General features: G+C 62.9%; 13 protein-coding genes and 2 pseudogenes. 11 read left to right on the top strand and 4 right to left on the bottom strand.

From position 1 onward, the window contains the following. Position 1: 1 nt before the first annotated feature. Together Q1J79_RS11220 and Q1J79_RS11215 are read left to right on the top strand one after the other, a co-directional pair. Complete coding sequence (locus Q1J79_RS11220) at positions 2-547, top strand: DUF3305 domain-containing protein (protein WP_300300236.1); 546 nt, start codon at positions 2-4, stop codon at positions 545-547. A 9-nt stretch (positions 548-556) separates the two neighbouring features. Continuing rightward, on the top strand, positions 557-1,147 hold the full coding sequence (locus Q1J79_RS11215; protein ID WP_300300233.1) for a DUF3306 domain-containing protein: 591 nt from the start codon (positions 557-559) through the stop codon (positions 1,145-1,147). 44 nt (positions 1,148-1,191) lie between these two features. On the opposite strand, the pseudogene Q1J79_RS11210 reads toward Q1J79_RS11215, so the two are convergent. After that, positions 1,192-2,382: pseudogene (locus tag Q1J79_RS11210) on the bottom strand (cation:proton antiporter); the annotation flags it as partial. A gap of 251 nt (positions 2,383-2,633) precedes the next feature. Here Q1J79_RS11210 and Q1J79_RS21110 point away from each other — a divergent pair. The 6 genes and pseudogenes from Q1J79_RS21110 to Q1J79_RS11185 form a co-directional block, all read left to right on the top strand. Continuing rightward, positions 2,634-2,819 (top strand): annotated as a pseudogene (locus Q1J79_RS21110) (transcriptional regulator); the annotation flags it as partial. A 147-nt stretch (positions 2,820-2,966) separates the two neighbouring features. Continuing rightward, positions 2,967-3,428, top strand: coding sequence for a molecular chaperone (locus Q1J79_RS21105; RefSeq protein ID WP_367182982.1), 462 nt, complete (start codon positions 2,967-2,969; stop codon positions 3,426-3,428). Between the two features lie 31 nt (positions 3,429-3,459). Continuing rightward, positions 3,460-3,663, top strand: a complete 204-nt coding sequence (locus Q1J79_RS11200) for a twin-arginine translocation signal domain-containing protein (protein WP_300300229.1) — start codon at positions 3,460-3,462, stop codon at positions 3,661-3,663. Positions 3,664-3,698: 35 nt separating this feature from the next. Next, entirely contained in the window at positions 3,699-6,587 is a 2,889-nt protein-coding gene (locus tag Q1J79_RS11195; protein WP_300300227.1) for a molybdopterin-dependent oxidoreductase, read from the top strand. Positions 6,588-6,610: 23 nt separating this feature from the next. After that, a complete protein-coding gene (gene fdh3B / locus Q1J79_RS11190; RefSeq protein WP_300300225.1) occupies positions 6,611-7,207 on the top strand; it encodes a formate dehydrogenase FDH3 subunit beta in 597 nt (198 codons plus the stop codon). A 26-nt stretch (positions 7,208-7,233) separates the two neighbouring features. Further along, the gene (locus Q1J79_RS11185) at positions 7,234-8,235 is read left to right on the top strand and encodes a formate dehydrogenase subunit gamma (RefSeq protein ID WP_300300224.1); all 1,002 of its coding nucleotides are present in this window, start codon (positions 7,234-7,236) and stop codon (positions 8,233-8,235) included. A gap of 75 nt (positions 8,236-8,310) precedes the next feature. Here Q1J79_RS11185 and Q1J79_RS11180 read toward each other — a convergent pair whose 3' ends face one another. Continuing rightward, a complete protein-coding gene (locus Q1J79_RS11180; protein ID WP_300300223.1) occupies positions 8,311-8,913 on the bottom strand; it encodes a superoxide dismutase in 603 nt (200 codons plus the stop codon). 199 nt (positions 8,914-9,112) lie between these two features. On the opposite strand from Q1J79_RS11180, the gene Q1J79_RS11175 reads away from it, so the two are divergent. Then, complete coding sequence (locus Q1J79_RS11175; protein ID WP_300300220.1) at positions 9,113-10,081, top strand: WD40 repeat domain-containing protein; 969 nt, start codon at positions 9,113-9,115, stop codon at positions 10,079-10,081. 12 nt (positions 10,082-10,093) lie between these two features. Here the strand turns inward: Q1J79_RS11175 and Q1J79_RS11170 are convergent, their stop codons facing one another. Next, positions 10,094-10,246 (bottom strand): hypothetical protein, encoded by a 153-nt coding sequence (locus Q1J79_RS11170; RefSeq protein WP_300300218.1) that lies wholly within the window; start codon positions 10,244-10,246, stop codon positions 10,094-10,096. A gap of 67 nt (positions 10,247-10,313) precedes the next feature. Then, on the bottom strand, positions 10,314-10,703 hold the full coding sequence (locus Q1J79_RS11165; RefSeq protein WP_300300216.1) for a cytochrome c family protein: 390 nt from the start codon (positions 10,701-10,703) through the stop codon (positions 10,314-10,316). Positions 10,704-10,807: 104 nt separating this feature from the next. On the opposite strand from Q1J79_RS11165, the gene Q1J79_RS11160 reads away from it, so the two are divergent. Next, positions 10,808-12,853, top strand: coding sequence for a 4Fe-4S dicluster domain-containing protein (locus Q1J79_RS11160; protein WP_300300307.1), 2,046 nt, complete (start codon positions 10,808-10,810; stop codon positions 12,851-12,853). Further along, positions 12,850-12,946 (top strand): molybdopterin-guanine dinucleotide biosynthesis protein MobB (locus Q1J79_RS11155; protein ID WP_300300304.1); only part of this gene is annotated, 97 nt, incomplete at its 3' end. The genes Q1J79_RS11160 and Q1J79_RS11155, both read left to right, overlap by 4 nt.

Below are 12,946 nucleotides of genomic sequence, written 5' to 3'. Positions count from 1 at the left end.
CATGAGCGAGATCAGGCCACCGGAAACCGAAACACGCATGGTCGGCGTGATCCTGGAGCGCCGCAAGCTGGACAATCCCTGGGTGGATTACAGCTGGCACCCCGTACAGGTGCTGCCCGGCGTGCCGGACTCGCCGCCCTGGACCAGGCTGGCCGAAGGCGAGGGCTGGACGCAATTCTATGCCGGTGCTGCGGAGCTGGTGCTGTATCGCCACGAAAGCGAGACATACGCCTACAATATCGAAAGCGCGCAGCCGTCGGTGTGGGTTTTCCTGCGCAACAGCGCATCCGAGCCCGGCATCGAGCTTTATGGTGCATCGGTCGATCCTGGCGAGGCACATGCGCATAACGATACCGGCGATGACATCGTCGATTTCGTGCCGATGCCCGAGGCAATCCTGGCCTGGGTGACCGATTACGTGCAGCGCCATCCCCCCACGAAGGAGCATTACAGGCGCAAGCGCGACCGGGCCGATCCTGAAGCGCTGGCGCGGCGCACGCGGTTGTATGAATCCGATCCGCTGCGCCAGGTGCCCGAGGATGAATAGGGGCATCGCATGACGCGTGACAGTGACAGGCCGGAAGACGACGGGCAGGGCGGTTTCCTGGCCCGCTGGTCGCGTCGCAAGGCCGAAGCCCGCGAAGAAAAGCCGGTCGAAGCACCAGACGAATCACCGGTCGGGGAAGATAATGTTGAAATCGACCCAGCCACCCTGCCGCCGATAGAAAGCCTGACCGCGAGCAGCGACTTCGGCCTGTTTCTCAAAAAGGGCGTGCCGCCGGCCCTGCGCGCCGCGGCCTTGCGCAAGCTCTGGCTGGTTGAGCCGAGCGTGGTGAACTACCAGCCGCTGGTCGAATACAACTGGGACTTCACCGCGCCGGGCTATGGTGAATTGCTGCCCGGCGACGACATTGCCAAATACGTGCGGACAGTCTTCGATGGCAGCTTGAAGCCAGCGGAGCCTGAGACCCAGCCGGCAGCGGCATCGCAACAGCCGGAGCCAGTGCCGCAGGTTTTGGCGGATATCTCGGAACAGGGGCCCGAGATTGATCCGGTTGTTCAAACAATGGATGAAAAGCCGGCCGAGCAGCCAGCGCCGGTTTACATGCCGCCACGCCGCCGCCATGGCGGCGCTTTGCCGGACTAGAATTCGGCGTCGTCCCGGGCGCCCAGGCGGCGCAGCAGGTCAGGCCGGGCGCGCAGCCAGGCTTCGGCCGGTTCGAGGGCGCGGAACAGCAGCGGATTGACCGCGATTGACAGCAACGCCCCGGCCAGCAGCAGGTCGCGGCCTTCCTCCGGCAGCAGGCCGAGTGAAACACCCAGTCCGGCCAGGATGAACGAGAATTCGCCAATCTGGGCGAGACTCACGGATACCGTCAGGGCCGTTGACAGCGGGTGGCGGAAAATGAGGACGATGGCAAAGGCTGCCAGCGATTTGCCGACAATGATGATCAGCAGCACGCCGAACAGGGCCAGCGGCGCCTCGAAGACGATGCGCGGATCGAACAGCATTCCGACCGACACGAAGAACATCACCGCGAAGGCATCCTGAAACGGCAGCGAACGCTGGGCCGCGTCATGGCTGAGATCGGACTCGTTCATGATCACGCCGGCGAAGAAGGCCCCCAGCGCAAAGGACACGTCGAACAGCAGGGCCGCGCCAAATGCGATCCCCAGCGCAGAGGCCAGCACAGCCAGCGTGAACAACTCGCGCGAGCCGGTTTCGGCGACATGCTGCAGCAGCCAGGGAATGACGCGTTTGCCGACGATCAGGGCCAGGGCGGCGAAGGCAGCCACCTTGATGGCCGTGACCAGCAGCGAGCCAAGGATGTTTTCGCTGCCTTCGCCACGTCCGCCCAGGATGTCGGCCAGCGGCGGCAGCAGCAGCAGGGCGGCGATCATGAAGATGTCTTCCACTAGCAGCCAGCCGACCGCGATTCTGCCCAGATCGCTGTCGACCTCGCCGCGGCTTTCCAGTGCGCGCAGCAACACCACGGTGCTGGCAACCGAAAGGGCGAGGCCAAATACCAGCCCGCCGCCCAGGCCCCAGCCGAAAAACTGGGCGAGGCCAAAACCCAGCAGGGTCGCGACGGCGATCTGCGCCAATGCGCCGGGAATGGCGATCCAGCGCACCCGCATGAGATCGGCCGGGGTGAAATGCAGCCCGACGCCGAACATCAGAAGGATCACACCGATTTCAGCCAGCTGCTGAGCCAGCACCGAATCGGCGACATAGCCGGGCGTATGCGGACCAACGACGATCCCCGCCAGCAGATAGCCGACCAGAGGGGAGAGGCGGGATTTCTGGGCAATCATGCCGAAGGCAAACGCGATCACAAAGGCCAGAGCGAGCATTGTGATCAGCGGTGTGTCATGCGGCATCGCAGAATTTCTCTTCGGGGCTGTGCGCGGCCAAGGGAATGTCGCGGTTACAGGGACTTGGCTCACCGTTAACACATTTGATTAAGCAATTTAAAGCTGCGACAGGAGATGCGATTGAGAGGCGCTATCAAAATTTCGCAGTCGCAACAAAACTGGAGTAAAATCAGTGTGTTACGCCGATTTTTATTGTTACCCCACAAAAGAATTTGTAGGTTAACGCACGGGAAGAGGTAAACGTGACCGAAGCACTGATGAAAGCCATCGCCATCGTCGGCGGCCAGACGCAACTGGCCCGGCTGCTTGGTGTCAAGCAGGCCAATGTCTGGCATTGGCTGAACAAGGCGGGCCGTGTGCCGGGCGAGTATGTGCTGGCCATCGAGAAAGCCTGTGGCGGCCAGATCACGCGCCATGACCTCCGGCCCGATCTTTATCCCGATACGCAAGCCGCCGATGCCCTGCCGATTATCCCAGAGGAAGACCAGTGGCGGAGCCAGACCTATGCATTGCTGGGCCGCAGCCTGGCGCGGCGACCCGACACGGCGCTGCTGACGGCGCTTGGCCAGCTGAAGGGCGACGAAACGCCGGTGGGACAGGCCCTGGCCAGGCTGGCCGAACTGGCCCGCGCCACCTCGCTGGAGCGGGCGCAGGACGAATACGATGCATTATTTGTTGGTCTGCCGCGTGGCGAGCTGGTGCCTTATGCCTCGTTCTACCGCACCGGTTTTCTCTATGAACGGCCGCTGGCGAAACTGCGCGGCGATATGGAAAAGCTTGGCTTCGCCCGCGCCGATGGCATTTACGAGCCCGAAGATCACATGGGCGCGCTGTGCGAACTGATGTCGCTGCTGATCAGTGGCGGCGAAGGCCGCGGCCCGGCCGAGCTTGCCACCCAGGAACGCCTGTTCCGCCAGCATATCGCGCCTTGGGGCGAACGCTTCTTCACCGATCTGGAGCAGGCGCCTAGCGCTAGGCTCTATCAGCCGCTCGGCACCATCGGCCGGCTGTTCATGTCTATCGAAACCCAGGCATTCGCCCTCGCCGCATGACGGCCGGGCCGGCTTTTACGGAGGACCAGCAATGACCGCCACCGACAAGAAAGACCAGATGGATCGCCGCAATTTCCTGCGCACGGCCGGTGTCGGCGCCGCAGCTGCCGCCGTGGCGACCGCTGCGGGCGCTCCGGGCCAGGCCGAGGCCGCCGAGAATGCCGAGACCCGCAAGAAGCAGCGCTACAAGGAAACCGACCACGTGAAGCGCTACTACGAGACCAACCGGCTCTGATTGCCGCGCCGCAAGACGAAATACGGAGACGCCCCATGTTGATCAAGAAGAGCTCCACCGCCGGCGCCCCCTCGAAGGGCAAGCTGTCCGGCATCCTCGCCGGCGCCGCGCTGCAGACCGTGGATCGCCGTGGTTTCCTGAAGGCTTCGGGTCTGGCGGCCGGTGGTCTTGCCGCCGTTTCGGCGCTCAGCCCGGCCATGGTCAGGCCGGCCAGGGCCGCGCCCTCGGCCGGCGCCAATATCGTCAAGAAGAATATCTGCACCCACTGCTCGGTTGGCTGCACCGTCACTGCCGAAGTCGAGAACGGCGTCTGGGTCGGCCAGGAGCCGACCTGGGACAGCCCGATCAACCTTGGCACCCATTGCGCCAAGGGCGCCTCGATCCGCGAACTGACCCACGGCGACCGCCGCCTGAAATATCCGATGAAAATCGTCGATGGCAAATGGACCCGCATCAGCTGGGACCAGGCGGTCGAGGAAATCGGCAACAAGCTGCTCGAGATTCGCGAGAAGTCCGGCCCTGAATCCGTCTACTGGCTCGGGTCGGCCAAGTTCTCCAACGAGGGCGGCTATCTGTTCCGCAAATTTGCCGCCTTCTGGGGCACCAACAACATCGACCACCAGGCGCGTATCTGCCATTCGACCACGGTCGCCGGCGTAGCCAATACCTGGGGCTACGGCGCAATGACCAATTCGTATAACGATATCCACAATTCCAAGTGCATCGTGATCATGGGCGGCAACCCCGCCGAGGCGCATCCGGTGTCGCTGCAGCATGTGCTGCGCGGCAAGGAGAAGAACAAGGCGCCGATGATCGTGATTGATCCGCGCTTCACCCGCACGGCCGCGCATGCCACCGAATATATGCGCATCCGCCCGGGCACCGATATTCCCGTGATCTGGGGGCTGCTCTGGCACATCTTCCAGAATGGCTGGGAGGACAAGGAATATATCCGCCAGCGCGTCTACGGCATGGACGACATCCGTAAGGAAGTCGAGAAGTGGACGCCCGAGGAAACCGAGAAGGTTACCGGCGTGCCCGGCGAGCAGATGAAGCGCGTCGCCGAGCTGATGGCCAAGAACCGGCCCGGCACCCTGATCTGGTGCATGGGCGTGACCCAGCACACCGTTGGCACTGCCAACGTGCGCGCATTGTCCATCCTGCAGCTCGCGCTCGGCAACATTGGCGTGGAAGGCGGCGGCGCCAACATCTTCCGTGGCCATTGCAACGTGCAGGGCTGCACCGATCTTGGCCTCGATGTCACGACCCTGCCGGCCTATTACGGCCTGGTCGAAGGCGCCTGGAAGCATTGGAGTCGGGTCTGGGATGTCGACTACAACTGGGTGCAGAGCCGGTTCGAGTCGAAGAAGATGATGGAGACCAAGGGTATCCCGTCGACCCGTTGGTTCGACGCCGTGCTGGTCGACAAGAAGGACCTGGAGCAGAAGGACAACGTGAAGGCGATGTTCTTCTGGGGCCATGGCGGCAACACCGTGCCGCGCATGCCCGAAATGCGCACCGGCATGGAGAAGGTCGAGCTGATGGTCGTGGTCGACCCGCATCCGACCACCGCCGCAGCCCTGCCGGATCGCAAGAACGGCACCTATCTGCTGCCGGCCTGCACGCAGCTCGAGACCCGCGGTTCACGCACGGCCTCGAACCGCTCGCTGCAGTGGGGTGAGCAGATCGTCAAGCCGATCTTCGAGTCCAAGCCAGATCATTGGATCCTGCACAAGTTCGCCAAGAAGCTCGGCTTCGAGCAGGAGCTGTTCAAGAACATCAAGATCGACGAGGGCGACGAGCCGAATGTCGAGGACATCCTGCGCGAGCTCAACAAGGGCAGCGTCTCGATCGGTTACTCCGGCCAGTCGCCGGAGCGCCTGAAGGAGCATATGGCGCACCAGGCCGATTTCGACGTGGTCAGTCTGCGTGCCACCAAAGGCCCGCTGAAGGGTGAATTCTACGGCTTGCCGTGGCCCTGCTGGGGCACGCCGGAAATGAAGCATCCCGGCACCCATGTGCTCTATAACACCAACCTGCCGGTGAAGGACGGTGGCGGTGCCTTCCGCGCCCGCTTCGGTGTCGAGCGCAATGGCGTTTCGCTGCTGGCCGAGGGATCCTACCCGGTCGGCTCGGAAATCCAGGACGGTCACCCCGAGTTCACCTATGGCCTGCTCAAGAAAATGGGCTGGGACAAGGAGCTTACCGATGCCGAGCGTGCCACGATCGAGAAGATCGGTGGCAACAACCCGGATGCCGTGGGCTGGGCTATCGATTACAGCTGCGGCATCATCCGCGTCTGCATGGCGCATGGCGTGCAGGCGATGGGCAATGCCAAGGCCCGCGCCAACGCCTTCGGCCTGCCAGATCCAATCCCGGTGCATCGTGAGCCGATCTATACGGCGCGCCGTGATCTGGTCGCCAAGTATCCGGCTATGGCCGACCGTCGCGACTACCGCCTGCCGCATCTGGGCAAGAGCATCCAGGACAAGGACGTCTCGAAGGACTTCCCGATGATCCTGACCTCGGGCCGCCTCGTCGAATACGAGGGCGGCGGCGAGGAAACCCGCTCGAACAAGTGGCTGGCCGAGTTGCAGCAGAACATGTTCGTCGAGATCAACCCCGACGACGCGGCCCGCCTTGGCATCAAGGAGGGCCAGAATGTCTGGGTCTACGGTCCGGAAGCCAATGCCAAGGCCAAGGTCAAGGCCCTGGTCACGCCGCGCGTCGGCAAGGGCGTGGTGTTCCTGCCGTTCCACTTCTCCGGCTTCTGGCAGGGCGTGGACCAGCGCAAGAACTATCCGCCGGGTACCGATCCGATCGTGCTGGGTGAAGCGGCCAATGGCGTGACGACCTACGGCTACGACCCGGTCACCCATATGCATGAGAACAAGGCCACGCTGTGCCGCATCGAAGCGGCCTGAGCGGCGGTTAGGGAGATATCACCATGGCTCGTATGAAATTCCTCTGCGACTCCGAGCGTTGCGTTGAGTGCAACGCCTGCGTCACCGCGTGCAAGAACGAGCACGAGGTGCCTTGGGGCATCAATCGCCGCCGCGTCGTCACGCTGAATGACGGCGCCAAGGGCGAGCGCTCGATCTCGATGGCCTGCATGCATTGCGAAGACGCGCCCTGCATGGCGGTCTGTCCGGTCGACTGCTTCTACAAGACCGAGGAAGGCGTCGTCCTGCATTCCAAGGACCTGTGCATCGGCTGCGGCTATTGCTTCTATGCCTGTCCGTTCGGCGCGCCGCAGTATCCGCAGGTCGGCAATTTCGGCAGCCGCGGCAAGATGGACAAATGCACCTTCTGCGCTGGCGGCCCGGAAGCCGATAACACCAAGGAAGAATACATCAAGTATGGCGCCAACCGTCTTGCCGAAGGCAAGCTGCCGCTCTGTGCCGAGATGTGCTCGACCAAGGCGTTGCTGGCCGGCGATGGCGACGTCATCGCCCAAATCTACAAGGAGCGTGTCACCCGCCGCGGTTACGGTTCCGGCGCCTGGGGCTGGGCGACGGCTTATAAATCCGGCACTTCGGCCTGATCGCAGACCAGCAAGGAGATACCAAGATGCGCCTTTTCGCATTCAAGCGCACGCCACTGACCATGCGGCCTGGGATCATGCGGATGGCCTGCGCCGCGCTCGCCCTTGGCCTCATGCTGGGCTTCGGCGCGGTTGCGCCGGCCTCGGCGCAGCAGACCACGGCCGACGAAGCCGCATTGCTGCAGCAACTCAAGGGCGCGCCGGTTGCCGGTCGCGTCTCGATCCCTGATGCCAAGTCAGGCGTCCTGATTCAGCCGCAGGGCCGGGAATGGCGCCAGACGCTGGAAGGTCCGGTCAAGTCGGCCGGTGGCTGGCTGCTGGTCATTACGGTGGTGGCGCTGGCGGCATTCATGGCGATCCGTGGCCGCATCAAGATCGACTCCGGCCCTTCGGGCCGTACCATCGAGCGTTTTTCTGGCATTGAACGGTTCGCCCACTGGCTGACGGCGATCTGTTTCATCATCCTGGGCCTGAGCGGTCTAAACCTGTCCTTTGGCCGGACCCTGCTGTTGCCGGCGATCGGGCCGGAGGCGTTCACCGGGCTGACCTCGTTTGGCAAGCTGGCGCATAACTTCCTCAGCTTCCCCTTCGTGCTGGGTGTGCTGCTGATGGCCGTGTTGTGGATCCGCCACAACATCTTCAACGCCATCGATATGGAGTGGTTCCGCCAGGGCGGCGGGCTGCTGCAGAAGGGCGTGCACCCGCCCGCCGGCAAGTTCAACGGTGGCCAGAAGATCATCTTCTGGGCGGTGGTTCTGGGCGCGGCCGCGCTGGCGGTGAGCGGCTATATGCTGATGTTCCCGTTCTACGTCACCGATATCGCCGGCATGCAGATGGCCCAACTGGTGCATGCCATTGCCGGTATCGTGATGGTCGCCATTATCCTGGCCCATATCTACATCGGCTCGGTTGGCATGGAAGGCGCCTTCGACGCCATGGGCAGCGGCCAGGTCGACATGAACTGGGCCAAAGAGCACCATAGCCTGTGGGTCAAGGAGAACCAGGCCCGGGTTGGCGGCGACGACTGAGCGTGGTGGTATCCCAGAAATCAAAAGGGCGGTGGATATCCACCGCCCTTTTTTCGTTTGACCTGCGCTGACCGATCAGCCGAGATTCTTTTCGGCGAAGTCCCAGTTCAGCAGTTTGTCGATGGCGGCGTTCAGGTGATCTGGCCGGCGGTTCTGCCAGTCCAGGTAATAGGCATGCTCCCACACATCGAGGGTCAGCAGCGGTTTGATGCCGTCCATGTGCAGCGGATTCTCGGCGTTGCCGGTCTTCTTGAACACCAGCTTGCCGTTTTCCAGGCAGAGCCAGGCCCAGCCGGAACCGAACTGTGTGACGCCGGTATTGGCGAATTCGCTCTTGAACTTCTCGTAGTCGCCGAAGCTGTCCTTGATCATGTCGGCGATGCGGCCGCTCGGCTTGCCGCCGCCCTTGGGCGACAGGCTGTCCCAGTAGAAATCATGGTTCCAGACCTGGGCGGCGTTGTTGAAAATCGCGGCCTTGTCGGCCTTGCCGTGGGTCGCCTTGATGATCTCGACCAGGCTCTTGTCCTTCAGCGGGTCGTTAGCGATCAGGTTGTTCAGGTTGTTCAGATAGGCCGTATGATGCTTGCCGTAATGGAAACCGATGGTTTCCGCCTTGATGACCGGACTCAGGGCATCATCGGCATAGGGGAGGGATTTCATTGTAAACGGGGCGCCCATAAACATCTGCTCCTTGAGTGAAGGTTTACCAGTCCGAGGATCAAACTAAATAGGACAGCTGCGGCCGCGAGGAAACCGATCTGACCCGGGTTAACCGCCAATTTTTTGCGCCTTCGGGCCTGCGGAGGGCCTTGCGGCAGGGTTTGCAAAGCCATTCCTGTCCGCCATGATGAACGGACAACCGGCGAGGAAGTTGCATATGGGGATTCGTCGCCACGCAATAACCACCCTGACTGCTGCCGTCCTCGCCTGCGGCCCATTCCTGGCGCATGCCGATATGGTTGGCCATGGCGCCATGGTGAATGGGATTGCGGTATCGCCGGACGGGCAGAGGCTGCTGTCGGCCAGCTGGGATTATACCGTGCGGCTGTGGGACCTGGCGAAACAGAGTGAGCTCAAGGTTCTCGATGGCCATACCGCCAGCGTCAATGCGGTGGTTTTCCTGCCAGACGGCAAAAGCGCGTTCTCGGCGAGTTGGGACCACAGCATCATCCGCTGGAACCTGGCGAGCGGCATGGAAACCGGCCGGCTGAGCGGGCATGTCAACAACGTTGCCGGCATTGCGCTGAGTCGCGATGGTCGCTGGCTGGCCAGCGCCAGCTGGGATCGCAGCGTGAAGCTGTGGAATGTTGCGACCAGTCGCATGGAGCGCAGCTTCGAAGGCCACGAAGCGAATGTGATGCAGGTGGCTTTCGCCATGAATGACAGCCAGCTCGTTTCGGTGGCCTACGACCGCAGCGTCAGGCTGTGGGATGTTGCCAGCGGCAGGGAACTGGCCGTGCTGACTGGGCATGACAGCAGTGTGAACGCAGTGGCCGTTGCGCCAGACGGCAAAAGCGCGCTGACCGGCAGCACCGATGGTGCGATCAAGCGGTGGGATCTGGTGGCGCGCCGGGAAAGCGGCAGCCTGCCGGGTCATCGCGGCTTCATCACGTCGCTGGCCATATCGCAGGATAGCCGTTATGCGCTTTCAGGCGGCGGCGACAAGCTGATGCGTCTGTGGGATTTGCGCGAAGGCCGGCAACTCAAACAATTCGCCGGCCACGAAAAGCCGGTCTGGTCGGTGGCATTCACACCGGATGGCAAACACGCCGTTTCCGGCGGCTACGATACGGTGATCAAACTGTGGTCGTTGGAGACCAGCCTGCCGGTACAGCCGAAATTGTGAGTGGGCGCGGCTTCAGTTCCGGTGCCCGAATTCGCGTTCCGGGCTGACCCGCGCGCTGTCGGTGCTGAAGGCCATATCGACGGGCTTGTTCACAGTCTGCAGGATCACGGCCGCACCCGCCGCGACGATGAGGGCGGCGATCACACCGGAAATGAAGGCTTTCATGGGGGTATCCTCCAGGGCGCTGATTATTTTTTAATTATAAGATATTTTATTGTCTAATTTAAAGGGGTTAGCGGCTTGTCTGCTGTTGCAGCCAAGCGATCAGGTCGACGCGGTCCTGGGCAATCGCCAGTCCACCATACATCTTGTTTCCAGGAATATAGTCCTGAGTGGCGGCCAGATATCGATCCATGTTTTCCGGTGTCCAGATCACGCCGGATTTCTTCATGGCCTCGGAATAGCGATAGTCCGTTACGCTGCCGGCCTTGCGGCCAAACACGCCATACAACCGTGGCCCGACAATGTTGCGGCCCTGTGCTTCGAGGGTGTGGCAGGCCCGGCATTTGGCCCAGAGTTCGGCGCCGCGTTCGAGGCTGGGCGGCTCGATCTCATCGCTGCTGACCGATAGGGGCGAGACTGATTGCGCCAGTGCCGCACTGCTCGCCAGAATCAGGCCCAACACAGGCATGAGACGCAGAGACAAACTGACCTCCGGCTGGTTTTCCTGATACCTCAACACTATAGTCGATACAGTTGGTTTACCAAGCATCGGGTGGGAGAGTGATGCGGCTGGACGGCAAACGCGTCCTTGTGTGCAATTGCGAGGGCACTATGCCGCTGGAGGGCGCGGCCCTGGCCAGGGCCTGTGGTGCCGTGGCCGACAAGGATGGCCTGGCGACCCAGCTTTGCCGTGCCGAGCTCTGGCGCTTCCACGACGCGCTGAAATCCGGTGAACCGGTCACCGTCGCCTGCACCCAGGAACAACCCCTTTTCGAAGAACAGCGCGAAGAGCGCGGCAGCGCCACCGTCGTATCCTACGTCAATATCCGCGAGACGGCCGGCTGGTCGAGCGAGGCCGCGGCGGCGACCCCGAAAATCGCCGCATTGCTGGCCGCGGCTGCCGTGCCTGCTCCGGTGCTGCCGGCAGTGACCATGTCGTCGCAAGGCATCGTCCTGGTCTATGGCCGCGACGAGCGCGCGATTGCCGCCGCCCGGCAACTGGCGGATCGACTCGATGTCACCATCATGCTGGATCGCCCGAAGGACGTGCCCGGCCAGCCGTTGATGGATATTCCAATTGTGCAGGGGCGCATCGTCGGCGCACGCGGGCATCTGGGTGCTTTTGAGCTGGTGATCGACGATTATGCCCTGCCACTGCCATCGTCGCGCCGGCATCTGGTTTTTGGTCCGGCCCGCAACGGTGCCAGTTCGCGCTGCGACATCATCCTCGATCTCAGTGGCGGCACGCCGCTGTTCCCGGCCCATGAAAAACGCGACGGCTATTTCCGGCCCGATCCGAACGATCCGGCCGCGGTGCAGCGCGTCCTGTTCGAGGCCAGCGACCTGACCGGCAGTTTTGAAAAGCCGCTTTATGTCGATTTCCATGCCGAGCTCTGCACTCATTCGCGCTCGAAAAAAACCGGCTGCACGCGGTGCCTCGATGTCTGCCCGACCGGCGCGATCACCTCGGCCGGCGACCATGTCGCCATCGACCCCTATATCTGCGGCGGCTGTGGCAATTGCGGCGCGGTCTGCCCGACCGGCGCTGCCGATTACCGCCTGCCGCCAGCGGCAAACCTGGTCGAACAGGTGCGCGCCCTGCTGCTGGCCTATCGCGAAGCCGGTGGCCGCCAGGCAGTGCTGCTGCTGCACGATGCCAAACATGGTGCGCCGCTGATCGATGCCCTGTCCCGTTATGGCGACGGCCTGCCGGCCCGCGTTCTGCCGCTGGCGGTGTATTCCGTCAGCGAATGCAGCACGGCAGTCTTTGCTTCTGCCTTTGCCTATGGCGCTGCCGACCTGCGCGTGCTGGCGCCGGGCAAACGGCGCGAGGATCTTGGCGGCCTGGCGCAGCAGCTCGCGCTGACCGAAACCATTCTGGTCGGGCTGGGTTTCGAGGCCGGTCGCGTTGGCCTGATCGAAACCGACGACCCCGATCAACTCGGCGCCGCGCTGGCCGCGCTGGCGCCGCGCGAAGCGCCGGCGGGCGCCAGCTATCTGCCGATGGGCCGCAGCCGCGACCTGACTCGCCTGGCTTTCCGACATCTGCACAAGGTGTCGCCGCAGCCGGTCGATATCCTGACTTTGCCGCCCGGCGCGCCATTCGGCAACCTGAAGATCGACGCCGAGGGCTGCACGCTCTGCCTATCCTGCGTTTCGGCTTGTCCGACCGGCGCGCTCAGCGACGACCCTGAGCGGCCGCGGCTCAGCTTCACCGAAGACGCCTGCGTGCAATGCGGACTGTGCAAAAACACCTGTCCGGAAAAGGTGATCGCGCTCGAGCCGCGGGTGAATTTCACCGAAACCGGAGCCCTGGCCCGGCTGATCAAGGAAGAAGAGCCCTTCCATTGTATCCGTTGCGGCAAGGCCTTTGGCACCAAGTCGACCATCGATCGCATTGTGGCGCAGCTTGAAGGCAAGCATTGGATGTACCAGTCTGGCGCCATCGAACGCGTGCGCATGTGCGGCGATTGCCGCATCATCGTGCAGAGCGAAAGCAAGATCGACCCCTATGCCGGCGCGCCGCGACCTGAGATCCGCACCACGGATGATTACCTGGCTGAACGCACGGCGGCCGAGCTGAAGGCTTCGGGGAAGAAGCCGTCATGAGGGTTCTCGGTATAGCCGGCTGGAGCGGGTCGGGCAAGACCACCCTGCTGGCCGACCTAATCCCGCTGCTGGTGGCGCGCGGCCTGCGCATCT

It is taken from the genome of Ferrovibrio sp. (assembly GCF_029255545.1).
In the GTDB taxonomy this organism is placed as follows: Bacteria; Pseudomonadota; Alphaproteobacteria; order Ferrovibrionales; family Ferrovibrionaceae; genus Ferrovibrio.
Note: the sequence above shows the minus strand (reverse complement) of the source record. Positions and strands in the feature narration are given on the sequence as shown.